22 protein-coding genes are annotated in these 25488 nt (G+C 35.5%); 11 read left to right on the forward strand and 11 right to left on the reverse strand.

Annotation, left to right across the window (positions count from 1 at the left end):
• Nucleotides 1–20 precede the first annotated feature (20 nt).
• The 3 genes from ATE49_RS06860 to ATE49_RS06870 all read left to right on the forward strand — a co-directional run bounded on the left by ATE49_RS06860 (nucleotide 21) and on the right by ATE49_RS06870 (nucleotide 2820).
• Nucleotides 21–845: a hypothetical protein gene (locus tag ATE49_RS06860; RefSeq protein ID WP_065081557.1), complete on the forward strand. Its 825-nt coding sequence runs from the start codon at nucleotides 21–23 to the stop codon at nucleotides 843–845.
• A 63-nt stretch (nucleotides 846–908) separates the two neighbouring features.
• Nucleotides 909–1337 (forward strand): hypothetical protein, encoded by a 429-nt coding sequence (locus ATE49_RS06865; protein ID WP_065081558.1) that lies wholly within the window; start codon nucleotides 909–911, stop codon nucleotides 1335–1337.
• Nucleotides 1338–1611: 274 nt separating this feature from the next.
• Complete coding sequence (locus tag ATE49_RS06870) at nucleotides 1612–2820, forward strand: GTP-binding protein (RefSeq protein ID WP_081278419.1); 1209 nt, start codon at nucleotides 1612–1614, stop codon at nucleotides 2818–2820.
• A gap of 147 nt (nucleotides 2821–2967) precedes the next feature.
• On the opposite strand, the gene ATE49_RS06875 is transcribed toward ATE49_RS06870, so the two are convergent.
• A complete protein-coding gene (locus ATE49_RS06875; protein ID WP_065081559.1) occupies nucleotides 2968–3708 on the reverse strand; it encodes an SDR family NAD(P)-dependent oxidoreductase in 741 nt (246 codons plus the stop codon).
• 123 nt (nucleotides 3709–3831) lie between these two features.
• Here ATE49_RS06875 and ATE49_RS06880 point away from each other — a divergent pair, with 123 nt between their 5' ends.
• Nucleotides 3832–4749 carry an AraC family transcriptional regulator gene (locus ATE49_RS06880; RefSeq protein ID WP_065081560.1) on the forward strand — a complete coding sequence of 306 codons (918 nt, stop codon included), beginning with the start codon at nucleotides 3832–3834 and terminating at the stop codon, nucleotides 4747–4749.
• 70 nt (nucleotides 4750–4819) lie between these two features.
• Nucleotides 4820–5380 carry a hypothetical protein gene (locus ATE49_RS06885; RefSeq protein WP_065081561.1) on the forward strand — a complete coding sequence of 187 codons (561 nt, stop codon included), beginning with the start codon at nucleotides 4820–4822 and terminating at the stop codon, nucleotides 5378–5380.
• A 90-nt stretch (nucleotides 5381–5470) separates the two neighbouring features.
• Here ATE49_RS06885 and ATE49_RS06890 read toward each other — a convergent pair whose 3' ends face one another.
• Nucleotides 5471–6802 (reverse strand): M12 family metallopeptidase, encoded by a 1332-nt coding sequence (locus ATE49_RS06890; RefSeq protein ID WP_065081562.1) that lies wholly within the window; start codon nucleotides 6800–6802, stop codon nucleotides 5471–5473.
• 719 nt (nucleotides 6803–7521) lie between these two features.
• Between ATE49_RS06890 and ATE49_RS06895 the strand changes: the two genes are divergently transcribed.
• Genes ATE49_RS06895 through ATE49_RS06905 form a run of 3 tightly spaced genes read left to right on the forward strand, consistent with a single transcriptional unit; the run spans nucleotide 7522 to nucleotide 8672 of the window.
• Nucleotides 7522–7929: a hypothetical protein gene (locus ATE49_RS06895; RefSeq protein WP_065081563.1), complete on the forward strand. Its 408-nt coding sequence runs from the start codon at nucleotides 7522–7524 to the stop codon at nucleotides 7927–7929.
• Between the two features lie 35 nt (nucleotides 7930–7964).
• Entirely contained in the window at nucleotides 7965–8237 is a 273-nt protein-coding gene (locus ATE49_RS06900; protein ID WP_081278420.1) for a hypothetical protein, read from the forward strand.
• A gap of 9 nt (nucleotides 8238–8246) precedes the next feature.
• Nucleotides 8247–8672 (forward strand): GNAT family N-acetyltransferase, encoded by a 426-nt coding sequence (locus ATE49_RS06905; RefSeq protein WP_065081565.1) that lies wholly within the window; start codon nucleotides 8247–8249, stop codon nucleotides 8670–8672.
• Nucleotides 8673–9051: 379 nt separating this feature from the next.
• On the opposite strand, the gene ATE49_RS06915 is transcribed toward ATE49_RS06905, so the two are convergent.
• Together ATE49_RS06915 and ATE49_RS06920 are read right to left on the reverse strand one after the other, a co-directional pair.
• Nucleotides 9052–10212 carry an agmatine deiminase family protein gene (locus ATE49_RS06915; protein WP_065081566.1) on the reverse strand — a complete coding sequence of 387 codons (1161 nt, stop codon included), beginning with the start codon at nucleotides 10210–10212 and terminating at the stop codon, nucleotides 9052–9054.
• A gap of 122 nt (nucleotides 10213–10334) precedes the next feature.
• The gene (locus ATE49_RS06920; protein WP_065081567.1) at nucleotides 10335–11132 is read right to left on the reverse strand and encodes an AraC family transcriptional regulator; all 798 of its coding nucleotides are present in this window, start codon (nucleotides 11130–11132) and stop codon (nucleotides 10335–10337) included.
• A 594-nt stretch (nucleotides 11133–11726) separates the two neighbouring features.
• Here ATE49_RS06920 and ATE49_RS06925 point away from each other — a divergent pair.
• Nucleotides 11727–11921, forward strand: a complete 195-nt coding sequence (locus ATE49_RS06925; protein ID WP_059155602.1) for a hypothetical protein — start codon at nucleotides 11727–11729, stop codon at nucleotides 11919–11921.
• Nucleotides 11922–11953: 32 nt separating this feature from the next.
• Complete coding sequence (locus ATE49_RS06930; protein ID WP_065081569.1) at nucleotides 11954–13447, forward strand: hypothetical protein; 1494 nt, start codon at nucleotides 11954–11956, stop codon at nucleotides 13445–13447.
• A gap of 252 nt (nucleotides 13448–13699) precedes the next feature.
• Here ATE49_RS06930 and ATE49_RS06935 read toward each other — a convergent pair whose 3' ends face one another.
• A complete protein-coding gene (locus ATE49_RS06935) occupies nucleotides 13700–15148 on the reverse strand; it encodes a helix-turn-helix domain-containing protein (protein ID WP_260255803.1) in 1449 nt (482 codons plus the stop codon).
• A gap of 621 nt (nucleotides 15149–15769) precedes the next feature.
• Complete coding sequence (locus tag ATE49_RS20145; RefSeq protein WP_155604398.1) at nucleotides 15770–15940, reverse strand: hypothetical protein; 171 nt, start codon at nucleotides 15938–15940, stop codon at nucleotides 15770–15772.
• Between the two features lie 689 nt (nucleotides 15941–16629).
• Between ATE49_RS20145 and ATE49_RS06940 the strand changes: the two genes are divergently transcribed.
• Entirely contained in the window at nucleotides 16630–16995 is a 366-nt protein-coding gene (locus tag ATE49_RS06940; protein ID WP_059155600.1) for a hypothetical protein, read from the forward strand.
• A gap of 140 nt (nucleotides 16996–17135) precedes the next feature.
• Here the strand turns inward: ATE49_RS06940 and ATE49_RS06945 are convergent, their stop codons facing one another.
• From ATE49_RS06945 to ATE49_RS06965, 5 genes are all read right to left on the reverse strand, one after another.
• Entirely contained in the window at nucleotides 17136–18275 is a 1140-nt protein-coding gene (locus ATE49_RS06945; RefSeq protein ID WP_065081570.1) for a cytochrome-c peroxidase, read from the reverse strand.
• A 10-nt stretch (nucleotides 18276–18285) separates the two neighbouring features.
• Nucleotides 18286–19800: a DUF6850 family outer membrane beta-barrel protein gene (locus ATE49_RS06950; protein ID WP_065081571.1), complete on the reverse strand. Its 1515-nt coding sequence runs from the start codon at nucleotides 19798–19800 to the stop codon at nucleotides 18286–18288.
• Between the two features lies 1 nt (nucleotide 19801).
• Nucleotides 19802–21043 (reverse strand): DUF4876 domain-containing protein, encoded by a 1242-nt coding sequence (locus ATE49_RS06955; protein WP_065081572.1) that lies wholly within the window; start codon nucleotides 21041–21043, stop codon nucleotides 19802–19804.
• Between the two features lie 24 nt (nucleotides 21044–21067).
• A complete protein-coding gene (locus ATE49_RS06960; protein ID WP_065081573.1) occupies nucleotides 21068–23863 on the reverse strand; it encodes a TonB-dependent receptor in 2796 nt (931 codons plus the stop codon).
• Nucleotides 23864–24114: 251 nt separating this feature from the next.
• Nucleotides 24115–25158 (reverse strand): alpha/beta hydrolase, encoded by a 1044-nt coding sequence (locus ATE49_RS06965; RefSeq protein WP_065081574.1) that lies wholly within the window; start codon nucleotides 25156–25158, stop codon nucleotides 24115–24117.
• Nucleotides 25159–25488: the final 330 nt, after the last annotated feature.

The raw sequence follows: 25488 nt of genomic DNA on the forward strand, positions 1-25488 counted from the left end.
AAATTATTATTTAAATTCTGATGAAACTGGTCAATAGAATTACACTTACATTAATCTTAAGTCTTCTTTATAATTGCTCAAAAAAAGATACTATCCAAGATGTTAAAAAAATCAATGAAGTAATTACATTTACTCCTGCTGAAAGTATAAGTACATACATTAAACATCCTAATAAAGAGGACAGTTTATGTAATAGAGATATTGCAAGAGCAAAAAGAGATTTGAATAAGTATCCTAAAATATATGTGCAAATTTTTGGTGAAATATCTTGTTGTAAAATATATAATGAAGAATTAGAAAAGCTTGCAATAAAGAAAGGCTATACCTTAATACATGAAGAAATTAGCGATGTTTTACACCCCAAACAAAGACAAGGCTGCTATAGTGCATATGTAAAGAGTATAATGCAACAACGGTTAGGAGAAAATTATTTAAAGAAACTAGAATCTGAAGCAGATTCGTTATTAATTGAAAACATTAAAAACAAAGACAGAATTGTAAGCATCTACAAACTAGAAGATAATCAAAAACCATATCTTATAAAAAAAGATGAAGTAATAAGAGAAGAATATATTCCAGAAATAAAAACAGGATTAAAACTAAAGCAGAATATAGGAAATTATCTCTTTTTAGATCTGCAATTCATTATAAATAAGAAGGGAAAAATTCATGATTTAGAAGTTACGAATTGGGTGAATGAATATCCTGAAAATGAAAAATATAGGAAACAGCTTGAAAAAATTGCTAAAGAAACCATGTTAAAAAATTACAACAATTGGCATCCAGGAAATTATAACGGAAATTTAGTATCTGTAGAAAATAGTTTTAGAATTATATTTGAATGATCATAATATACCCAACTGGCAGCAAAATTGCAGAGGACACTATACATCATTTAAAATATTGGTATGAAATTATTATCTAAGATTGCTTTATCATTATTAGTTATGACCTCTGTCATGGCCTGCATCCGTTCAAAGCAGACACAACAGGAAACTCTGACAAGTATAAAGGGTAATGAGCAATATTATAAAGGCAAAGACCTATCTGAACTCTTGAAACAAGTTCCCGATATGATGTCTGTAAGTATCTTCAAAGACTTTCCGCAAAAAGGAATAACAAGTCTCAGAATTGCTTTTTTAAAAGATAAAGACTTTAATCAGGAGGCTAATCTTAACAAAAACCCTTCCCATATTGTTGTTTACACAGAGCAGAACCCCAATAAACCAGTTGAGATATCTGATGATAAAGGAAGTGAAGATTTGAATATGAAAGAAACAGCCTCCAAATATGGTAATTTAAAAATCACAGCTGTACATACTGTAATTTCTCAATAATACTTATAATCCCAAACCCAAATTTGTAATAGAGACTGTCTCAAAAACCAAAAGTACTATTTTTTGTCGTCCTGAGCCTGTCGAAGGATCTTTGACTATTAGTATTTTGTGAATGAAATGTTTCGACCAAGCTCAACATGACATCTTTTGAGCTGTTTTATTTTATAAATATTTTAATTGCAACTTAGTTGCATTAAAATAAAATATGCTATATTTGCGACTTAATTGCAATAGTCAATTTAATAATCAGCATCAATCTTTATAGCAAAATCTTATGCAGACATTAGTGAACAAATTACCGGTTACAGTTCTTAGCGGCTTTCTTGGAGCCGGAAAAACGACATTACTCAACCATATCCTCCACAACAAAGAGGGATTGAAAGTAGCTGTTATCGTAAATGACATGAGCGAGATCAATGTAGATGCCCGTTTGGTAGAAAATGAAAACACGCTTTCCCGTACCGAGGAAAAGCTTGTAGAGATGAGCAATGGCTGTATTTGCTGTACCCTTCGGGAAGATCTGATGATTGAAGTAGAAAAACTGGCAAAGGAAAAACGTTTCGATTATCTAATTATAGAAAGTACCGGTATCAGTGAGCCAGTTCCTGTAGCTCAGACATTCTCTTTTACTGATGAAGAAACCGGAACCGATCTTTCACGCTTTAGTTATATCGACACTATGGTTACGGTAGTAGATTGTTTTAATTTTTTCAGAGATTTTGGTACCCATGAATTGCTAGCTGACAGAGAGCTAACTGATATGGAAGGTGACTACCGAACCATTGTCAACCTTTTAACGGATCAGATAGAATTTGCCAATGTTATTATTCTGAATAAAACCGATATGGTAGACGCAGACACGGTTGGTCTGTTAAAAGCTACGATTCATAAACTGAATCCTGATGCCAGAATTATTACTTCAGAATTTGGGCGTGTAAAATCAGATGAGATTCTGAATACAGGACTATTTGACTTTGAAGAGGCACAAAACTCTGCAGGCTGGCAAAAAGAACTGGAATCAGACGGCCATACTCCGGAAACAGAAGAATATGGCATCGGATCTTTTGTTTTCCGTAACCAGAAACCATTCCACCCAGAACGTTTCTGGAATTACCTGAACACGGATTACCCTCAGAATATAATCAGAGCCAAAGGGCTATTCTGGCTGGCCTCTCGCAGGAATGATGCTCTGAATTTCTCTCAGGCTGGCGGCTCTTCCCGTCTGGAAAAAGCAGGTGTATGGTGGTGCAGTATGCCTTATGCAGACAGAATACGTTATGCTTCTTTTGTACATAGCAAAGATATCATTGAAGCCCGCTGGAGCAAACAATGGGGTGACCGACAGAATGAACTCGTCTTTATCGGCCAGGACATTGATACAGAAAAAATAACGGCAGAGCTTAATGCTTGTCTTCTGCAGGATAATGAAATCGAATTTTATGATCATGGCAGATTTGCAGATCCATTTCCAAGAAATATTTAGAGCCTGTTTAAATTTTATTGCTCATACTCTTCGACAGGCTCAGAGTGACATTGTTCGTCCAAGATATCTTACTTTTAGGATTGTCAGACTGAGCCTGTCGAAGTCTAATATTTTTTTTAATTGAAATTTAAACAGGCTCTTAGTTTTTCACATCAATAACAGGCCTCCGTCCACAGAATAAGAGCTTCCGGTTATATAACCTGCATCATCCGATAGTAAGAAAGCGGCGACGGAGGCCGCCTCATCCGGGCGTCCAATACGCCTGAGTAAAACTGTTTTTGCGAGCTCTTCTTCAAATTGTTTACGAAGATCAGCAGGAAGTTTAGCTCTGAGATTTGTTTCAAAAGGTCCTGGTACCAATGTATTTACTCTTATATTCCGGGGAGCCAATTCACTAGCCCAACAGCGGGCAGCAGAAAGCATTGCCGCCTTGCTGGCAGAATATAATGATACCCCCGGCTGCCCTTCATAAACCGAGCTTGAAGAAGTTACCAAAACGGATCCTCCATCTCTTATGTATGGTGCCAGCAAAGCCATTTGTAATATGGGTGTAAAAACATTGATCTGAAAAATTTCTTTCATAGTTTCTGTACTCACCTCTGTCAATTCTCCCCCTAAAGCGATAGCCGAATTAAGCCATAAACCATCTATATCCCCTGTCTCTTTTATCAATTCTGCTAGTTTTTCAGATGATTTTTCATCTTCAGCATTGTTGTAAAAAACAGTTGCTTTCTCTCCAAGTATTCTGGCTGCGTTTTTTAAATGACTTTCAGTTTTCCCTGTGATAATAACATCCGCTCCTTCTTCTGTCAATCTTTTTGCGCCCGCTAAACCAATACCACTGCTTCCGCCTGTAATCAGTATTCTCTTATTTTTAAATCTTTTCATTTATATATTTTGTGAGTCAAAACTACTGAAGCAAGGCTCCTCAGGATATATAAAATCACTTAAAGAATATCGAAAATCAATCAAATAGTGATCTTTCTAAAACAGATGTTGTAAATTTCCTTAATGAAACTACCAGACAGCATAGAAGATTTTTACAAAGAAAAGAATCTTGACATTCCGTCAGATATAAAATGGCAGTCTGGCTATTTTGATGTTATAAAAGTAACTTCTTCTTTGCAAAGGGAAACTTTGATCTCACAATTTAGTTTCTATAGAAAAAATCTGTATAAAATAAAACTGATAAAAGGGGAATGCAAATGTCATTATGCAAGCAGAACTGTCGATATTAAAGGATTTGCTTTAATATTCGTTGCCCCCAATAATCCATTTATACTGGAAGAAAAGAATGGTTCTATTGAAGAATATTTCATTGTCTTTAACAGCGATTTCTTCAATAACTTCGGCTCCATAACTTCTTATCCGGTTTTTCAGAACCCGGAGAACAGTATTTTTAGTTTATCCGAAAATGGATATTCTGAATTTCAGCTTTTATTAGATAATATACAAAAGGAATCTTTATCCGAATATGAGTACCGTACAGATCTTATACGAAACATGGTGTATCAGTTAATACATAAAGTCCTGAAGCAAAATGATTTTCAAATATTAAAAAGTATTGTTAATACAGCAGATCACAGAATTGCTGTATTATTTGAAGAATTATTGTCTCAGCAGTTTCCATTACATTCTTCGGCAGATCTTATACGATTAAAAAAACCTGTGGATTTTGCTGATAAGCTGGCAATATCTATAAATCACCTGAATAAGGCTGTGAAAAGCATATATAAAAAAACAACAACAGAAGTTATAACAGAAAGAATTATGCAGGAGGCTATGATCTTGCTAAAAGTGACCAATTGGTCGGTTTCTGAAATAGCTTATGTTCTGGGTTATGAAACCCCATCCAGATTTACTTACACCTTTCACAGATACTCGCAATATACTCCTTCTGTATACAGAAAAGAATTTTATAATAAATAAGTAAATTCTACGTTCACTCTATAGTGATTTATTGTACTTTTGCGCTCATATTCTAATTAATAAACCTTATATGAAAAAATTTATTCTTGGTACAGCCCTGCTAACCTCAGCTTTTACTACTATGCTTATGGCTCAGTCGAAACTATTAGCCAAAACAACCTGGAAAATAGAAAACATTGCTGCTAATGGCAACATCGTGCTGAAAAAAACAAAGCATATCAATCTCCTTGCGGAGGAGCCAAAATTTAATTACTTGCAGTTTACAGATAGCAAAAAATATAAAACCGGCAATTCGTGTTTCCAAACGGATGCAAGCTATAATTTGTACGAAGAAAGTAATAAAGTTGAACTTTACTCGGGTATTTCGGGTTCTTCATCTGATTGTAAAGAGCCAAAAAATATTGAAGGTACATATGTTTACAAGATAACTGGTGATCGTATGGATTTAGAGCGTATACAGTCGGAAAACATGAACAATGAAGATGCTCAGGCTGCTGAAGGAGCTGAAATAGCAGGTCCCGGAGAAGCGATAGATGCGGCATCGGAAACGGCGGTTGCAGCAGCAGAAGCTGCAGCTAAAGAATCCAATAAGCCTAAGAGTAAAAAAACAACAAAGAAAGCACGCAAATAAAAGAGTGTTCCATTAATCTTGTATCAGATAATAACAAAAGGCCGGGAAATAAATTCCCGGCCTTTCTGTTTGATATGAAGAATGTTTAAGTTAGTTTACTTTTGTAAGCGTAAAGCGCTGTTTCGTGTAAGGCTGTAGTGTCTGATCTGTACTGCCAATAACTATCGGAGTAAGATTAGTTGTCAGACCGTCTTTTACCTCTAGTCTTAAAGATGGAGCATTTTTAGGAGCAAAACCAAAACCTTCATTTCCTAAATTAAATAACAACCATTTCTGACTATCCATATCCGCATTGGTTCTTAGCTCTACAGCCGTTCCGTTTGCTGTTCCATTATTTCTTACCGTTAATACTTTTGTAGAATCCAGTATCGACTTAATGGTAAAATAACCATGCTCTGATTTGCGGAAGATAAATTTCTGATTATTTCCTGTAGAAGCCGAATATAAAATTACATTGGTGCCATCAGCTGTTGAACTTCCGGTAATATCAACATTTTTATCACCTGCTAAAGAAGTTGTAAGTGTATACGTACCGTTAGTAGCAGATGTGGAGTTTACTGGTCCATACAAATGATTGATACCTGCATAATCACCTGCAGACAGGCCATCTCTTTGCTTGCCGAATGTAGAACCATCCAGTTTTGTCATTACAGGCAGATTAGGATCTATAGCAAAATCTGTAGATTTATACATCATCACCGAACCAAAGTCGAATTCTCCGTGTCCTGCATAATCGTTATAAAGATTGAAATTGTGACGGGTACCGTCCTGTGCTCTATTGGTATCTACTATAATATACTGATCCCTGTCCGGACGGCACTGTTCATGCATAATCCCCATCGAGTGCATAATCTCGTGTGCAATAATTGCCGGATAAGTTGTATTGTATATTTTAATACCATTTACTCTGTTTTTTACCCAACCCAGTGGGGAACTGTTTCCTGTGGAATAAGTAAATGTAATGTATTCAGTTTGATTGGTACGTTGAATGAACTTAACACTGGTTTTTGAAGAGATCATATCAAACGCTTTGTTAATATTCGTAAGGAATGTATTATAGGCCTGAGTACTTAAGCTTCCCTGACTGGGTAAAGTATAGTAAACTGTTGCATTTGGCCAGGTTTTAATAAAAGAACTTACAATTGTACTACGCTCAACTGTAGATATATCCGGATTGGCCATTCTCTTCAACTGGTTAAACTGCTCTGCAGTGATTGTAATATCATCAGCGTAAAAGTACTCACCATTAACTTCATTTACATAAGTGTAAGCTCCATTAATTAGCAATTTATGAATGGTTGTTCCGTTCAGCTGGGTTGTTGTATGATCAACCGGACTTGCGGGAGTAGTTTCCATATCCGACTTACAAGAATTGAGAGCCAGAACCAGGCAGCCTGATAAGATTAATAGTTTACGTGTCATAATAAAAAATTTAGTGTTTAGTGTTATTTAGTTTTTTAAAAGTTGTTGTAAATACCCGGGCTATCGGAGCGAATACAAAATACTACTCAGTAATAATGATGCAGACATTCTGAAAGCCGGGTATTTTCTGTAAATGTTTTGTATACAAGGATATTATTACATAACCAATCAATATAGTCGGAGTTTAAACTGAAAATAAAAACACCTCCCGAATAAAATTGACTATTATGTTCAGCTAAATATTAGCAGAATATCTGGTGTACTAAAAACAGATTACAGTGGCCTCCGAATTACCGGTGCCATACTAGTTATTAAGTAAAAGTGATAGAGAAATTTTATTGTCAATACAGGGAACCTGCAACTGTGCTGTTGGAAAGAATTCCAACAATCGTGATTTAATTGCTTTTTTCATAATCATTATTGTAATTTGGTTGTGTTCTGCTAATATACAAATAATAATCATATTTCAATTTAACATAATAAAATAAATATTTTATTACAATAAATAGATTAAAACAGATATTTTACATACTATATAACAATCAATAAAACTCATTTACATCATAAAAACACAACACTAAATATTTGAAAAAAAATTATAATATGAAGAATTTAAATTATTATTTACATCTGGAACGATTGCCTACAACTAACATGCAATGAAATTTGTATTCTTATTTTTCTTAATTTGGCAAAACTGAAACAATAGATATGATACAATGATGAAACAAATTTTTATTTTTTCTCTCTTATGCATAAGTTCTTTAGCTTTTGCACAGGAAAAAGAATATGATCTTAAAGTAATGGGTTGCTATAAAGGTTCCGAAAGCAATCAACAAGTTGATGGTATTTCAAAATATTGGGTTTCTTGCCGACTGGACAAAGGAAAAAGTATACTTCTATTTGTCGCTATCGATCAAAACGGTAATGTCCAACAAACTACAGAAAATGGAAACTGGTGGACTAGTAATGGAAAGTATTATGAATTACACAAAACAGATAATGTAACAGATGTATATAGTTATTCAGTATTACCAAACGGGGATGTAAAATTTAAATCTATAGAACTTTTGGGGAAATTAGATACTACATATGAATTTATCGATTCTAAAATAGAAGATGATTAAATTATAGTATCCTTATATAAAACAAAAACTACAAAATGGGGTTAAAAAATTTTTTGCTGAGAAGCATTATCTCTATACTTATATTTGTTACAGGTACTACACTCTCCTATCGTAATGATATGCCAAAGGATGGTTTCGAAACGATGGGTTTCCCTCTTAGCTTTTATCGTAATAATCCCGACCCTGTAGATATGGCTGCTAAAGCAGATAACTTATATCCTTGGTATATGGTTTTCGATTTTCTATTCGCTATCGGATTAGCCATTGGAATAGAGAAAATGTTCCGTTTTATTTTTAGAAAGAAATAAAGTATTAAAATGAAGATCAGAACTATAAAAGAGAGCGATCATGGTGTTATATCAGATTTGCTAAGTCAGTTAGGTTATCCTGACACAGAACGGTTTATAAAAGAGAAAATCAGAACACTTCTGGAAAATCCAAATGAATATCTGGTCGTTATTGAGAATGAAAATGAACATGTATTTGGTTTTATCTCCGTTCATATTATTCCGCAAATTGCACTGGAAGGAGATTTTGCCAGAATAAGTTATTTTGCCGTAGACGAAAATTACAGGAGCCTGGGCGCCGGAAAAATCCTTGAAGAATACTGTACCAAAATCGCGAAAGAAAGAAACTGTGACCGTATAGAAGTTCATTGTCATACAAGAAGAGAGAAAGCCCACCTGTTTTACTACAGACAGGGGTATGAAGAGTCTCCGAAATACCTGATGAAAAAACTATAATTATTATTAATACTCCAATGAAACTAAAAATATTTCTGCTAAGGTGTATTTTAATTCTAATTGTATTTGTAATCTGTAATGCACTCTCCTACCACAATGGGATGGCATATGACGGGGACGATACAATAGGTTTTCCATTTAGTTTTTATGAAAAATCTGTTGGGTTCAGCCTGATTACTAAAACTATGCAGGAATCTGAGAATTTCTATCCCTGGTATCTGTTTTTTAATTTTTTATTCGCAGTAGTATTAGCCATAATATTAGAAAAACTATATTATCTTATCATCAAAAAGACATCCGCCAAAACAAACAAATAGCTTATTCTCTTAATATCCGAATTCTAACTTTGTACTTCTGATTTCTAACGTCGCATTTTACATCATTCTTCATCTTCATACTCTTCATCTGTATTTTTAGTCGTTGCTGCTTTTGCTTTTTGTTTTACAGTATTCCCTGCAGGCTGTTGCTGAGTTACACAATGTACCATACCGCCATTTTCATATAAGTTTCTTACATCTATCCCGATAACTTTACGATCCGGATACTGTTTCTGAATAATTTTATTGGCCACCTCATCATTAACGTCTCCGTAATTGGGAACCAGTACAACACCATTAGCAACATAATAATTGACATATGATCCTTTATAATCCAGTTGTTTCCCATATGCTGTTTTTACATTATTTTTGGTAGCAGGCACATAAACTTTTTTGTACTGCTCCCCTTTTGTATTGCTGGCAGCATAAAGTGTATTTATATCCTTTTCAGATAATCCCATATCCAAAAGATCATCCTTTTCCATTGTAAGCATTGTTGAGGAATTGATGAATTTCATAAATCCATCTATATGCATATCGGTAATATCCAAGCCTGTTACCCCCTCAAGCCATATCACTTTAGAAACACCATAATACTTCTTAAAATAATCTTCGGCTTCCTGCTGGGTAATATCTTTATTTCTTATCGATCCTTTTTTCTGACTGATTACCGAACTTTTGCAGGCCATAAGAACACCTTTCCCATCAGTTTCAACAGAACCGCCTTCATTCACCATTTCATCATTCAGGTTAATTACTTTTATTCCCAGGTCTCTTCCAATTTGAGAAGGAACAGCATCGCAGCTTTCAAAATCAAACTTCTCCCCCCAGCCGTTGAATCCCCAATCTTCTATCAGAATATTATTATTTTTATCCTTTACGAATAGCGGACCATTGTCCCGTACCCATACATCATCTGTAGGATAGATTTTGAAATCGACATTCTTCAGACTTACGCCTGCTTTCTGTAACACTCCTATGATACGCTCTTTTTCCGATTCGTCATAAGCTATAATATGTACTTTTTCATTTACCTGCAATGCTTTTGTCATATCTATCCAGGTTTTTTCGACCCGGTTTCGGTAGGTTATACCGTGTTGATGATGATGAGGCCACTGCAGCCATGTTCCTTCATGCGGTGCAGATTCTTCCGGGAAGTGATAAGTTTGTGTCATACAGAACTGAAAGCTTAAAAAAACGAATATTGTCAATAATTTTCTCATTTGGATAATCTTGTGTTTCCTGATGCAAAATTAGATCTTCACAACCGATAAATGTTGTCCTAAAAAGACAATCTGCATATTTTCAGCCGGATTATACTATAGAAGCAAAAGAAATGGCTATTTTATATATGTAAAGGAAAATAAATATAAGTTGTATACTCTCCGGATTCAGAAAGCAGATATTCTTCAATTACAGGAGAATTATCTAATGGAAAGGGATGATCTGCGAGCCAAAAACGGTAAAACATACCATAAGCATCCAACAAATTGTCAAAATTTCCTTTATGGGCGAATCGCACATACTTTCTTCCGAAAATTGTTTTCTTTTGGTATCCTTCCGCCTGAGGCTGTTCTTCTATAGCTGCATCATAACGGCAGTATTCTTCACTGGTTATAAGGGGCTGATCTGTTACTATACCATAAGCTGATTCAAAATCCGTTTCTTTTTCAATCTCTTCCCACAGTATATTAATTTCTTCTGTATTGTAATTTCGGGACTTTATTCCTTTAACAAATACTTCGATACTTTTCTTATAGACAATCTCATAATCAAGAGACAGATCATCTTTTTCGAAAAAAGAACTGAATATTTCAGTCTTATTCTTTCGTGCTTCAGCCGGAGAAATACCATACTCTTTATGGAAAGCTTTTGAAAAAGACTGAAGATTATAATAGCCTACCTCCAAAGCAATAGACGAGATTTTTTCAGTGGTGTAAAGAAGTTTTTTATAGGCATTTTCCAGGCGAAGGCGCTTCTGAAATCCTGAAAGAGTCTCTCCGAATAACTTCATGAATACCCGTTGAAAATTCCGGTAAGAATAACAAGCAATATCTTCTATCTCTCCAGAAGTAATCTCCCTGGCGAAGTTTTCTTCGATATAGGCAATGGTTTTTTGTATTCTGCTAAGTTCAGTTGACACGACACAAAAATATAAACTAATATAATAAAGATATGACCTTTAAATAATATCTGCCATATTAAAATTCCAGTTATAGCGATCAGTCTGTTTTCTTTATCATAGAGAAAATCAATATTTATAATAGTTTATGCAATAAATCATAGTAATAGCCTACAGATTGGCATTAAAATTTCATATGCAGAGTTAGTTATACATGCTATAACTACTATTAGTTTTCAAATTAGAGTCTTGTTTTTCAAGACTCTTTTTCTTTATCATAAAAGCCGTTTCTTACAACTAATCATCTTATTATTCATTCGTATTATATTATCGGTATTTTCAACACTTCCACATACATACTACACTATGATTTGTTTAATATATTTTTATATTTCTTTCGGACAGATGACACCGGTAAAACAGCTTCTATAAAAGAAAATATAAAGATGTAGTACTTGTGTAGAATACTTTTTTTTTGCATACTCACATCTGATTTACTGACTTTTACGATATCTGAAAACACAAAAAAAAACTTTACTGCAAAATTTATTTTAGGATTTAGAAAACAATATCCTGAAAATAACTCAGTAAAAAAACACTAAAAAACACGTACAAATGATGAAAGAAAAAGAATCTGATAAAACAGATTGCAGGAAAAATTATGTTCCTCCTACCCTCAGCCTTAGCCTTATTGAAATGGAAAACGGAATTGCCGCCGGTTCTGCCAAAGTTATTCCACCTGATTCGGGCGGAAAAGTGCAGGAAGAATGGCAAAACGGTACCGATGATAACCGTACCATAGACTGGTAAACCTGTATTAAAAAAGCACAAACATAAATGATATGAAATTTAAAACGCAAACAGCCAGCTTTCTGGGGTTGATACTACTTCTTGCCAACACAGCATGCCGCAGTACCGATAACACACTAGACACTAACACTACTAACAATAGGCAGGTAAGTGTAAAAATGAATCTTTCAGGTAGTGAAGATGACATTGAAACATCTGAAAAGCTGGCTTCTGTTAAGAATAATCTGGTTTTTACAGGAATACAAACGCAGACAATTCCGTATGATAATAATTATTCCATTACCGCTACCCTTGTTCCGGTTAAAGCAGCTATTTCTGGCACAGCTGCTCTAAATCCCATGGCAGCAGTTACAGAGCTAAAATCCGGAATAAGATATAAAGTATTGGTATATGACAGTAATAATAAACTTGTAGATCAAAAAGAATTTGTATATAAACAGAATGAGACAGATGGCTTTCTGTTGGATGGCGGCAAGACCTATACTTTCGTTGCCTTTTCTGTAAACAGTACCAATGCTGCCGATACTCCGGCTGTAACCAACCCAAACGATTTCTCTACTGCAATGCTATCCAATATCAATAAGGATCTGATGTATTTTAAAACAGTGAAAACAGTAACCGGAAACACTCCTAATACTCTCGATGTAGTTTTAAAACATCAGTTTACCAGAATTACAACCAATATAGATGCCAGTCAGGTAGAGAGTACCGGAATTATTACAAGGGTAAATAATCCTGTGTTTTCAGGAGGTAACGCCTCCGCACAACTTGCTTTGAGCAATGATACTCAGCTTTCTTATACCGGAAGCAATACGACCTCTTTTAATTTTCCCAATATTAACCAGTCCAAAATTACAAGCGACCCTGCCATCATAATAGGCAATACACCAAATGGTGCTTCACTAAATATTGGAAACCTTATTATTGACGGGACTTCTAAAAACAATGTTCTATTCAGTAATCTTAAAATTACACCAAGGTCACAGTATAATCTGAATCTGAAGCTTACTCCCTGTACCCAATTCAATATGAACCCCACTCCTTTTGATCAGGATGCATCGCTACCTAATAATAGTAAATACTTTGGCTTTAATGGTATTCCGGACCGGTTTATTGTAGATTTTACTTATGTAGACAATTCATTCAGTTTTATTGTAAACAATACCAGAATCACCGCTGATGAAATTCAGTTTGACAACCAATCAGGAACAATTAATATTCAGTTTCCCGATGGAGCTAAATGGGGACAATCCGGAGGTATCCCTGCTATTTATAATATAGCAGCAAATTCTCCCACAGCTCCGGTTATCAGAGTTGTAATTGACCGAAACGGAAACACTGCATTCTACGGTAAAAGGCAATCCGGTGATTTGGTTCTACAGCCCCTAACCTATACCGGAAGTGGTGGAATAAAAAAAATAAACTGGACATCGGGATATAATGAGGTATATATTACTCAGGTAGCTTCCGGCCCAACCCGAATTAAAGGTACCGGCTATGGAAAACAAAATACAACATGTCCATAATTTAAACAGTCCCAAAACGCATAAAGTTCATTTGTTTGTAAAAACTGCTGACAGTTTTCCGGAGGATTTTAATAAATCCTCCGTTTTATAATTTAGAATAGTATAAAAATTCATAAATTACACCAGTTATACATGCTATAACTACTATTAGTTTTCAAATCGAAGCCCTGTAAATTACAGGGCTTCTTTTATTATAAAACAAAATTTAGATTCAGGGCTATCCTAAAAAATATCTTTTATATCAATATATGCTTATTTCCTACTTCGCTCCGTATTTTTCTCCTGCTTCAGGCAATTAATAAACTGAGATGGTGACATACCCGTTTCGGTCTTAAAAACACTTCCGAATTGACTATGGGTAGGAAAACCACACTCTTCTGCCAGATATCCTATTTTATAATTCAGATATTCGGGATGGTTTTTCAGTTTTCCTACAATATAATTAATCCGGTTTCTGTTGATATACTGACTAAAGTCTGAATCTCTATGCGTTTTAATAATATAGCTAAGGTAAGTTGTATTGGTTTTTAACAAAACCGCCATTTTAGGCAGCGTAATTCCCTTGGTGATATATTGTTCAGTTTTCTCGAATTTATCCAGTCTTCTGAGTAAAACAGCTTCCGTATTGGGGTCTTTTATTACCATAGCCCCTTCGGTTACTTTCTTCCTCTTTTCCGTATGTGCAACTGTTACAGGTTCTTTGGACTGCTTTAGTCGGGAAAGTGTATTGAGCAGCTTTGATCTTAATCTTATCTTACGTTTGTATAGATATAAAAAGCTCAGGGCCAGAACTGTTACAATGACGAGGAGAATATTAATTTTCTTATTCTGATTAACTACTTTAGTCTCTTTTTTATCAATTTCATTCTTTGCCGCCCTTCTCGCCTGTTTAATCTTGTCTTTATAAAATTTGGTATAATAATCTATGTTCTGGTGCTGAAGTTCCTTATTCGTATCTATATTGCTCAATAGTCGTTCCCTCACAATAAGTTCTTCATCATTTGTCAGTTTTTTTTTAACCGCAGTCTCAAAAGCCATATCAAACCAATGTTTACCTTCAGCCTTACTTCCTTCTTTTACAGCTATAATCGCCTTACTCAGATAATAACGGGGCAGTGATAGCAAGTGTTCGGCATCATAATAGTTTTCATAGATGTATTTAGCGTCCAACAAAGCCTGTTTCGCTTTCATAATGTCGCCACATTTTATATAATCGTAGGCCAAGCCACTATAATTTGCAGCATTATTAATCCTCTGAGCGCTGATGCCTATATCTGCCTTACTGATGTGCTCTATTAGTTTTAATCTTTGCTGTATAGCTTTACAATAGTCTTCATCTTCTTCCAGATTAGTTATACAACGCTGATCAATCATAAAGCCGGCAGGCATATACTTCTTTAGCTTTCCGGCCTCTCGCTTTGCCGTTAGCCAGCTCCTTTCCGCTTTTCCTGAAAATCCTACCTGAGCATACGCATCTGATAAATAAAAGTTAATAAAAAAACGTTCGTAGGTACTACCGCTTATCTGTGCATAATGGTCTCCTTTTTCCAATAGCTGAATAGCCTCTGCATAACTATTTTTATCATACATAGCCTTTCCCATTTTTGCATAAGCTTTTGCCCGCTCTTCATCTGTTATAGCCAGGCGCAATATATTCTCTCCTACAGCGTAGGATTCGTTTTCATCAGTGTTTTTTGTCATGTAAAGATCCATAATTTCTTTACGTATGGGTTCTTCACCGGTGTACTGGGTGTAGGAAAAAAATGATATACAGAAACATGTACTGGTAAAAAGCCGCCTGAATCTGCAGGGAATAAGTAAAGGATTTAACTCAAATACCATTTTACGTAAAATGTAGAGTATAAATCCGGTTTTAAATACAATCACAAAAAGAAATCAATTGATATTAATTTATAAATACTAAATAAATAAAATATTCATCTCTTTATATCTTAGATCACCAAATTGAATAATCGGATTAAATCAGATATTTTTACTTTCAAGAATGAACGGGCAAATATATTGCCCGTTCTTTTACAAATACAAACAAATAACAAATTTCACAAATGAATAAATAATGAGAAATTGTTTTTTTCCTTTACACGACAGAGATACACAGATCTGTCTGTTTATATTTCTGATTTGTTCAATCCTGATATACTGGAGGCAAGACAACATGGCAGTCGTCCTGATAAAATGAATAAAAATGTACTATACAGAATAGCCTTGTTAATTACTAATACACTATAACTATTGCAGATTGTCCCGCCTGCGGTCTGATCATAAAAATCTAAATAAGTATATTTTATTTAAGTTTCCGGTTTATGATACGTTCTTCATATTCTTTTGATAAGATCCGTTTGTATCATTAACAATACGTACCGGACCAGAAGTTATACCATGCCCCATTCTTATTATAGTAACTTCTAATCTGGGGGGAATATATTCTTTCTTATTTTGAAAAGATTTTTTAATTTCATTTTCTTCTTTCATAGTAATTTAGTTTTAGTTAAAAAATAACTGAGTATCATCAAGTTTATGTGTAGGGGGCAAGTTTGCCCAATCAATACAGATTATAGCAAAGCTTTGGGATCGTCTCAAATCAGGCATTGAATCTCTGGTTTAAAATTAGGCCTCTGACGACTGAAAAAAAAGTGTTTGGGTATTGAGATTTTAAATCCGAATAAAAAAACACGTCAACAAACATTTAAATATCAACAACATATATAGTTTTATTTTATAATTAAAGTATGATGGAAGACAGGCCTGTTTAAACTTTATAACGCCACAACCAGCATTAAACCCTCTCCCGTATTCTACCCATTGAGGAAACATCCACATCATATAACGAAAGAAATATCTTAAAATTGTATATATCTGAATTTAAAATACAGATATCTGAATTACAAATCAAAAGTATCCGAAAACAGAAATAAAAGCATTTTTTCACACATTCATTTTCACTATCCATTTTGCTTAACTGGATAACAATTTGCTATCTTTTTTAGACTCCAGAAAAGTCTATAACCGAATGTTAAATAAAAATTCATATTACATTCATTGATATTCTTTCAAAAAAACTGAATTTTACAAAAGTACTTTTTAAATAAGATACAATTGGTTAATGTCTTCTGTATATCAGCCTTAATTGGATATAACATAATTCAATAAATTAAATAGATATGAAAAAAAAGATCTTTACAACTGTTCTGCTGTTTTGCTGCGTTATCGTGTGTATGGCAGCAGTAATAATGGCTAACCTGAACGGTAAATGGAGCGGTGTAATCCATACTCCGGATGGCAATTCTTTGGATGCTGTGTACAATTTTAACGTAGATGGTGAAAAACTTACAGGTGTTGTCAGCTCACCTATGGGCGAAATAACTTTGGAAAATGGTAAAGTTAAAGACAACAACTTTTCATTTAGTGTAAATGTATCCGGCACTGATTACCCCCATACCGGTAAAGCTTATGCAGATTCATGTGCAGTAGATATAGACTTTGGTAGCGGTCAGAGTTCTCATGTTGTCCTGAAACGTGTAAAATAAGGAACAATTCACATACAGAATTTTTTTTTGGTTATTATACATAATAATCGGCTTGATTATTAAACTAAACCTCCTGTAACAGGAGGTTTAGCCTTAGTATAGATATAGTTTAATTTAATATCTCGATAGTTATTACCGCATTACTTTCTTGGTATTTCCGGGCGTGGCATCTTGTAATAGCTACCCGAAATGCTTTCCAGAAAAGCAACCAATGCATCTATTTCTTTTTCATTAAGCTTTAAAGGTTTTATCAGATGATCTGTTACCGGGAATTTAGGATCTGCCTTTTTCTCCTCCGGTGTAGGATTAATCATCTGCATTCCACTATTATATAAATTTACAATTCCATGAAGGTCATCCATAAGGCCATTGTGCATCCATGGCGCTGTATAAGCCAGATCTCTTAAAGAAGGTGTTTTAAACTTTCCGGTATCATTCGGATCTTTGGTTATATTATACCTGCCCAGATCTTCATACTCCCTTTTATAATATGTTAATCCTATATTATGAAAGGATTCATCAGTCATATATTTTCCATAATGACAATTCATACATCCCGCTTTGGTTCGAAACACATGCATTCCGTAAATCTCTTTATCCGATAATGCTTTATAATCTCCCTTTATAAACTTATCCATTTTACTTGGCTGGCTTCTTATTGTACGCTGAAAAGTAGCCAATGCTTTAGCTATTTTATCAAATGTAATATGATCGCTCTGATATACCTCTCTGAAAAGTTTTCTGTATTCAGTATACTTAGCCAGTTTGGACGCCAGTCTTTCAGGTTCCATATTCATTTCATTATGTGCCGAAATTGGCCCTACAAGTTGCTCCTCTAATGTCTTCGCACGTCCGTCCCAAAAGAATGATTCCCGTTCCGCTATATTAAACAATGACTGTGTATTCCTTTTCCCTTGCAAATGATCATTTCCTAAAGCTACTTCCTGACGATCTGCCCATCCCAGTTCAGGATTATGGCAGCTGCTGCATGATATCTGGCTGGAGGCTGATAATTTAGGATCGAAAAAAAGCTTCTTACCAAGTACAACTTCCGGAAGCTCCTGTGTTTCGTAATAATTGGAGTCCTGCTCTATTGCTTCAAATTCCTTCCACTGTACACCAGGATCCACTACCGGTTTGGGCCAGTATTTTGAAGGCTGCTTATACTGCTCCACAACCTCTCCATAATCTACACTATACCGCTGTATAGTATACTGCATAAAGAAGAAAGACAACCCTCCTATCAGCAATATTAATTTGAGATCTGAAAATTTTCTCATTCTTTTAAATTTAAAACACACTTCCTATAGTGGCTGCAAACAGCATATTATTGCCATTTTTAAAACCATTGTATATCATTTTTCCGCCTACAAAAGCATTTTGGATAACAGGTAAGCTGAAATGAAAATTAATATCCAGTTTTGCCTGCCAGAAATTGGCCGACTGAAAGCTATAATTATCCTGCAGCATCTGATAGATCGCAGGTTTTGCAACATTACTAAAGAGCGCGTCTTTTTTATAGACCTCCGTAACAGAAAAACCAAGATTGGCAGAAAGTGCCAGTTGACTATTAAAAGTCTTCCACCACTGATAATCGGCACCAAAAACCATTTTATTCATGTTGACTGCTGATAACGGATTGTTGTATTTTTCCTTTTCCTGGATTATTCCAAAAAATGGAATTAGTGAAGATCTTTTATTCCGATGTTCTGTTTGCAAAAAGCCTTTAAATAATAAATTATTAATTCTGTGATTGTATCTTTCCGCAGATCCAATCTGTATATAGTTCCTGGAGTTATCATTTAGAAACAGATTCTCGGTCCCTTTCCTTTCTTTTGTATTTCCTTCAGCCATAAATCCCCAGAAGAACTTTCCGGCCGTAAAAAACTTCCCAATAGAAAAGCCAAGTTGCTGCTCGTCTATTTTCGAAGCATTAAGATCTGTATACTCAGTAAGGTATTTGTCCAATTGGAATTTCCTGATACTCAGATTCAGATACCAATTTCGGCTGTTGGCATCATATATTTGTATTCCTCCGCCATAAGACCAGCCTTCATAATAAGCCTGACGAAGTTTTCCGGAAAGCAACTCATTGTAGTTTCCCAGCCCGCTCATATTATAGATCATTGGGAATCCCTGGCTATTCACAAAGCTCAGGTAATGCTTCTGTGTATACTTTTCTCCTTCCAGATATGCCCCTAGCCTAAATTTGTCCATTATAAGCTTATTACCACCTATTGCCAAGGCAATGTTCGCCGTAGTATTTTTCGGTCTGGGATCTATAGCTCTATAGCTCATACTGGCTCTGTAGCTCCCGGTTACACCGATAGTATAGGCACCAAGCATTTTTGCATATCCCCCTGAAAAAGCATAGTTTTCAAACTTCATATCACCACCCACACTATCTGCTGCTACATAAGGATAGATTACATCATAATCTGCATTTTCATTCCACAGCATCTTTTTATGTTTCCCGTTATTATAGGAAGCAGTACCCCATACCAGTGTTTTGTGATCTAGTAGTTGTGTTGTATGGGTTTCTGCTCCCCAAATACTCTTCCCCTTACCTTTTTGTTGAAGTTCGTAAGGTGTATTGGCATTCTCTGTGGACAGACTGAAAGTGGTGATACTGTATTTCCGCGCTCCCATATAGTTCGCAGGGTTTACATTCACCGTATTTTTCAGTAACCTTTCCGGGCTATATTCCTCATACACCTTTTGGACAATGGTATCATTACTCTGAGCACTGAGCTTTGTTCCCACCAGAAAAACAGACAATAAAAGCAGAGAAAGAGAATATTTCATTTTAATTGAATAATGATGGTTTTACACCGTGGTCAAAGTCCACAGTAGAATTGTTGGTGTCTTTATAAATATTCTTACCATTTGCAGACTTCCCGATAATCTTTCTGCGAACAGACTTTCCAAAACGATTCTGGTCTCCATCAAATGCTGCTACTGAAGTCCATCCCATGTCCAAAGCCGGAGATGTTACAATCCATTGGAAGGAATCTTTCACACTAAGGTTTACCGCATCCGTTATCCATTCATTTGGAATTTTTATCCCGGTGCCATCCATAGGATAAGTATCTCCGCCAACCACAAGATTATAGGTATAAGAATAAGTATTTTGGCTAACCAGAGCGTCATCAGTCATCCCTTTAGGCATACGGGCTAAAGCATAAGCATAATACCCCTGCGTATGGATAACCATTTTATTTCCATTATCCATATCATTATCAGTATACTTATAGTTTACATTAATCATTTTCGGCACCTGTGGATTATCAATATCATCTCCGCCTTTAAATATTTGGAAGTTCGCCTTAGTAAGATCTATAGATAATGGGTTGAACTCTTTATGGTTAATTGCATCTTCTGCGATAATAATAGATTCCCCCGGCTGTACAGGATAAGTATTACCCGTTCCCGGGATTTTAATGATTGCTCCGGCAGTTAAGAAACTACCCACAAGATTCGGTTTATAATCCTGCTTTTCATTTGTCATAAAGCTGGATTGTATCAAAAGCATACCGTCTGCATACAATACCTGATCGGTATTATTGGTAATCTTAAAATATTGATCTCCAAAATAGAATTGCCCTTCTGGTGTTTTGCTTCCGGTAAAGAATATCTCCTCTAAAATAAGATCATTACTCGTAGATTTCGGAGCAATAGTAATAGATTTACTCAGTTCATTTCCGTTTACCACAAGACCGGATTGCACTCCGCCTATCTTTGTTTCAGCCACTCCGGAATCATCTGTATAGGATATCGTTCCTTCCACCGTTACATTATAAGTTCCCGCAGGAAGCACAACCTGCAGAGTGTTGGTATTCTTTAATTCCTTGCTGGTAGAGAATCCTGTATTCAGTTCTTTGAAACTAACTGTAAGCTGTTTATATTCTTTAACTTTAATATTTTCAGGTGCTTTTAATTCAAGTTTCAGAGTAGTCTGCTGCTCCGAAAAATCACGATCGGAAGAACAGGCTGTAAAACCTGCTACAGCACACAATAGCAATAGTGTTCTTAGTAAATGTTTTAGCATAATTTTATGTTTAATTATATTGGTTTATAAATTGAAATTGACTTCCATACCGAAGTACGGATCGTTTGCTCCTTTCCTGTTGATACGGATTCCATTTTTCCAATAAGGCGCATAGTAACTGAAAAGCCGGCTGGCAAACATGGAGACTACAATACTTTTGTTTCTGAAGCTTTTAGTAACCTTCAGATTAAGATTCATCTCCATAGGTCTTCTCGAAGCATTGTATAAATCATTATTCTGAACAATGATTAATTTATCCAAAGGAGTTCCTTTCACTGTTTGCGGATCAAAAGGAAATATATTCCCTGCTCCGTCTACATAATGGCTTGGTACGCCATTCATGGGTAGTACTCTTCCGGCTGAATACCATGAAAACTGGAATGAGGAAGAAAAAATAAGATCCAAACGCGGAATATAAGTATCCATCATCAGATTTGTATTCAGCACTTCGTTTACAGATCGGGTCTCCATCCCGTCGTACAAACCTATATATGGATACAGACTTTCTCCTGTTGCATAATCGCTCCTTCTGTATAGCGGAAGACTGTTTTCATATTTCGTGCGGAACCAGGCACCACTTAGTGTAAACCGGGTATTGATTACCGGAACTCTATTGGATGAATACTGAAACTCCACACCCTCTTTATCCATTCTGCTGCCATTTTGCTGAGTTGCATAGATCAGATTTTCATTAACCGTCTGATAAGGCAATGCATTAATATCCGGAGGTGCCGTAACAGCATTGTGATTCAGTACCGATGTATCATATTTTTTATACTGGTAAACGGCATACTGATTCATAGAGCGGAATCCATTGTTCATTTTTTCCTTAAATACCGTAACCGATAGCTGATGCAGCCCGAAAGCTAAATCGGCTCTTGCTTCAAATTTTTCATTGACGGCTGGTTCTATTTCCGGATTCTGAGGATTATAAATTATTGTTTTATAATTGACCCTTCTGTAGGCCGGATTATTATGAAAATAGTTGAGTTGCTGAACATCTCTGTAATACAGTTCCGGATATAAGAGATTTAAATCCGGAAACAGGCTTTGTTTACCATACCCCAGCGTAAAATCTATTTTTGTCTTTTTGTTCAGTAATTCGAATGCAGGTAGCTCCCATTGAAAATTTGCCCTGGGATCTGCATATATTTTTCCGTGCATTTTGAAATGAGAGGGAAGATTCATCATTGTATTTCCTCTGATTCCCAAAGACAGTATTAGTTTGTGCCTTCCAACATCTACTGAGTTTATAGATTCCAGAAACAATGCTGAAGTTACATACGCAGGTACATCGCGATATGCGCGTGGTCTGAAAGTAGATTTAGGGTCTATAGGTCTGAAAATATCATACTCCTGCCCTCTGCCCCAGTTCTTACTCAACTGCCAGTCAAAACCTGCATTCAGTTCATTTTTATAAGCTTTATAGTTAAACTGAAAATTGTTGACCATTTTTACAAAAACATCCAATGGCTTACCGTCTACAGTATAGTCAGCAATATATTTAGCCTCAGGATAATAACCGTCATATTCTCCTTCAACTCTTGACAAGGGAAAAGCCATTGCATTCTCCAGTTGGACAAATTTGGTCTGTTTTATCTTATCAAATCTCTGATTAGCGGTTATCTGGATATCTGTTTCTTTGTAAAATGACGGCTGATTTCTGGTATAAGTAAACTGATTAGAAAAACTTACTAAGTGATTATTGACTTCATAAGAGTTAAGATTGGATAAATCTGTATCCGGATCTGTTTTGGATCCGTCCAGAGAGCCGGTATAGCTTATATTTGTCTGCCATCTTGTTGTTGCTTTTTCCGATGTATGTTCTTTTGCAACAGCCAGATTAGCGGTGATTCTTTTATAACTTTCCAGCCGGTCTCTGGGATCGGATTTAGCATCGAGGTAATTAATTCCTGTATTAATCTTCAGCTCGTTATCCTTATCCTCAAAACCTTTACTCAAAGCAAAAAGCTTACTGTAACCATCTGCTTTAAATCTGGATTTCCATCTTGTATAACCAGATTTATTAGTAATCTTCACAATTCCTGATGTCAGGTTGCCATAGATAACCGAAGGAATACCGCGCAGCACTTCAACTTTCTCAATCTGGTCTGTGGCAATGCTGCGCATGTCCACACCACTCGTTAGATTAAGTCTGCTCTTTAATCCGTTTCTTGTTTTATCTAAAAAGTCATAGGTATATTGCAAGTTGGCATTAGAATTCAATGGTGCTCCGTTTACCAAAAACGTGGTTCCCATGGATGAGGTATTGTAGTCATTACCTGCAGAACCTGCCTCACGAAGTCGTATTCGGTTCATCTGGTTAAGGGCCGGATCACTAGAACGACCACCAGGGAGCAGCTCCAGCAAATCTGTAAAACTAGAGGGTTGCAGATGTTGCATGGCCCGTTGATCGATAATAGTGGATGAAGTTAAGCCCTTTCCTTCCTTAGCCGTGATAACGACTTCTTCAATATTGCTGATCTTTTCAGCCATCCGAATATTAAGTCGGGCATCATTTGAAAATGAAATTATGTTAGAATAATCCTGATAAGAGAGTTTTTTAACATGAATCTTATACTTTCCCGGAATAACATCCAGTACCACGAGGCCTTTATCATCAGTATGGACTTCATACCGATTAGCATCAGATGACAGTACAAGCTTTGCACCACCAATAGCTACAGATCCGGCATCAGTTATTTCAAACCTGATATGAGCAGATCTGTCCTGAGACTTTACTGCTACAATACCAACAACAAAAAAGAGGAGATTAAAAAAAAGAGTTCTTAGAGTAAATTTCCTGTCATTCCCTACCATCTAGCATTATTCTTTCGGCAAAAATAAAAAGTTGAATAAAGCTATACTAATTTTATTTAGACTAATTTAAAATAATTGATAAATATCATTTTATCTAAATTTAAAACAGGCTTTATAAACTTGGAAGAATGTAAAAAAAAGGGAACTAAGCAGATGATTATCAACACAATCACTTAGTTCCCCAGTAAACAGCAGCTTCTGATCCGGCTGCCGAATCAATTTGCCATGGATTCGTTTTATAGGTGCATAGCCTATTTCGAATCAGGGTAATACTGCTTTTGCAAAGCTTCAAATTCCTTTACAACGGCAGGAGTTGCTCTTTCCTTAGCGATATCAATAATCTTTCTGAAAAATGTTTCTGTAGGCTTAAAAGTATACCCCATCTCTTCGGATACCTTTCGGTAATGCTCACTGATAAGCGCTGGATTTTTCAGCGCATCTCTGAAATTCCACTTATAAGATTTGAATATAAAACGCAGACCATCATTATTTCCAGGTAACGGTACTGTTCCATGATCGTCTTTCTCGTAGAAACCATATTTCCATTGAAGGTTCTTTAGCTTTCCCTGCTCCAACAGGTTTTTAAACTTTCCGATTGCAGTTTCATGCTCATCTTCTTTTCCATTTCTTGCCTCAGCATTATTCACCTGCGCTAAAAAGAACTTGATATTCTTAAAATCTCTTGTAGAAGCCTCAGCTTTCTTTACCATGAGTTCGTTATCCCACCAAAAACTCGGGTCATTCGCAATATAAGCATTGAACAAAGGTTCCGTAAGCAGATTATTGACAGCCGTAAGCCCGCCAAAAGAATGACCTACAAATACTTTGTAACCATTGGTCCGGTAGTTCTTTTCAATGAACGGAAACAATTCCCCTTTAATGAATTCCATAAATGCAGCATTTCCTCCACTCTCCGTAAACATCGACTGCTTTTTACCGCCTAAATCCATTTCCTTAGAAGATTTTGTTGGTGTAAGATCACGGGTTCTGTTCGTATTGGCTACAGCTACAAGAATTCCTTGTGGTAATATTCCGAATGGTTCTTTGCTAAGATAATGGTAAACGGATGACAAATAATTGAAGTTATTTTCTGCATCCAGTACATAGATTACAGGATAAGCTGTTTTTTGGTCTTTTTGATAGCCTTCCGGCAACGATACCCATACAGAGCGACCTTCCTTTAGTACTTCTGATTTCAATGGGATTTTGACGCCTATATTAATGTTTTCTGTTTGGGCATAATTCAGCACCGAAAAAAAAGATAATGTTACTGCATACAACAATCGGGATTTCATGAATCAATATAATTTTTGGTTAGGAAAAACTATCAGATCTGCATACTTCAAATTTGTCAGGTTTGCTTTTTTACAGCAACAATTTCTGATCCACACAGACCAACTGATAGCGTGAGTTATTTTCCGGCAAATATATTGTTTTTATTTATTCTAAATAATACAAAAGATATCAAACACCTATATATCCTAAAAAATTGAGCCGAAAAATTCAGTTTCAAAGAAGAAACCAAATCGTAAAAAACAATACTAAACTAAATTATAAATAAAATATTCTAAAACACTCATTAATAATTATTTAAATATATTTAAATAAAGTCAATTTTATTATTG

Source organism: Elizabethkingia miricola (assembly GCF_001675285.1).
Lineage (GTDB): Bacteria > Bacteroidota > Bacteroidia > Flavobacteriales > Weeksellaceae > Elizabethkingia > Elizabethkingia miricola.

Excerpts from the sequence above, each read along its gene's own strand:
- ATE49_RS06905 (WP_065081565.1), top strand. The coding sequence starts at position 8,247 with ATGAAGATCAGAACTATAAAAGAGAGCGATCATGGTGTTATATCAGAT.
- ATE49_RS06940 (WP_059155600.1), top strand. The coding sequence starts at position 16,630 with ATGAAAAAAAAGATCTTTACAACTGTTCTGCTGTTTTGCTGCGTTATC.
- ATE49_RS06880 (WP_065081560.1), top strand. The coding sequence starts at position 3,832 with ATGAAACTACCAGACAGCATAGAAGATTTTTACAAAGAAAAGAATCTT.
- ATE49_RS06915 (WP_065081566.1), bottom strand. The coding sequence starts at position 10,212 with ATGAGAAAATTATTGACAATATTCGTTTTTTTAAGCTTTCAGTTCTGT.
- ATE49_RS06860 (WP_065081557.1), top strand. The coding sequence starts at position 21 with ATGAAACTGGTCAATAGAATTACACTTACATTAATCTTAAGTCTTCTT.
- ATE49_RS06870 (WP_081278419.1), top strand. The coding sequence starts at position 1,612 with ATGCAGACATTAGTGAACAAATTACCGGTTACAGTTCTTAGCGGCTTT.
- ATE49_RS20145 (WP_155604398.1), bottom strand. The coding sequence starts at position 15,940 with ATGAAAGAAGAAAATGAAATTAAAAAATCTTTTCAAAATAAGAAAGAA.
- ATE49_RS06895 (WP_065081563.1), top strand. The coding sequence starts at position 7,522 with ATGATGAAACAAATTTTTATTTTTTCTCTCTTATGCATAAGTTCTTTA.
- ATE49_RS06945 (WP_065081570.1), bottom strand. The coding sequence starts at position 18,275 with ATGAGAAAATTTTCAGATCTCAAATTAATATTGCTGATAGGAGGGTTG.
- ATE49_RS06925 (WP_059155602.1), top strand. The coding sequence starts at position 11,727 with ATGATGAAAGAAAAAGAATCTGATAAAACAGATTGCAGGAAAAATTAT.
- ATE49_RS06950 (WP_065081571.1), bottom strand. The coding sequence starts at position 19,800 with ATGAAATATTCTCTTTCTCTGCTTTTATTGTCTGTTTTTCTGGTGGGA.
- ATE49_RS06875 (WP_065081559.1), bottom strand. The coding sequence starts at position 3,708 with ATGAAAAGATTTAAAAATAAGAGAATACTGATTACAGGCGGAAGCAGT.
- ATE49_RS06865 (WP_065081558.1), top strand. The coding sequence starts at position 909 with ATGAAATTATTATCTAAGATTGCTTTATCATTATTAGTTATGACCTCT.
- ATE49_RS06960 (WP_065081573.1), bottom strand. The coding sequence starts at position 23,863 with ATGGTAGGGAATGACAGGAAATTTACTCTAAGAACTCTTTTTTTTAAT.
- ATE49_RS06930 (WP_065081569.1), top strand. The coding sequence starts at position 11,954 with ATGAAATTTAAAACGCAAACAGCCAGCTTTCTGGGGTTGATACTACTT.
- ATE49_RS06935 (WP_260255803.1), bottom strand. The coding sequence starts at position 15,148 with ATGACAAAAAACACTGATGAAAACGAATCCTACGCTGTAGGAGAGAAT.
- ATE49_RS06955 (WP_065081572.1), bottom strand. The coding sequence starts at position 21,043 with ATGCTAAAACATTTACTAAGAACACTATTGCTATTGTGTGCTGTAGCA.
- ATE49_RS06965 (WP_065081574.1), bottom strand. The coding sequence starts at position 25,158 with ATGAAATCCCGATTGTTGTATGCAGTAACATTATCTTTTTTTTCGGTG.
- ATE49_RS06885 (WP_065081561.1), top strand. The coding sequence starts at position 4,820 with ATGAAAAAATTTATTCTTGGTACAGCCCTGCTAACCTCAGCTTTTACT.
- ATE49_RS06890 (WP_065081562.1), bottom strand. The coding sequence starts at position 6,802 with ATGACACGTAAACTATTAATCTTATCAGGCTGCCTGGTTCTGGCTCTC.
- ATE49_RS06900 (WP_081278420.1), top strand. The coding sequence starts at position 7,965 with ATGGGGTTAAAAAATTTTTTGCTGAGAAGCATTATCTCTATACTTATA.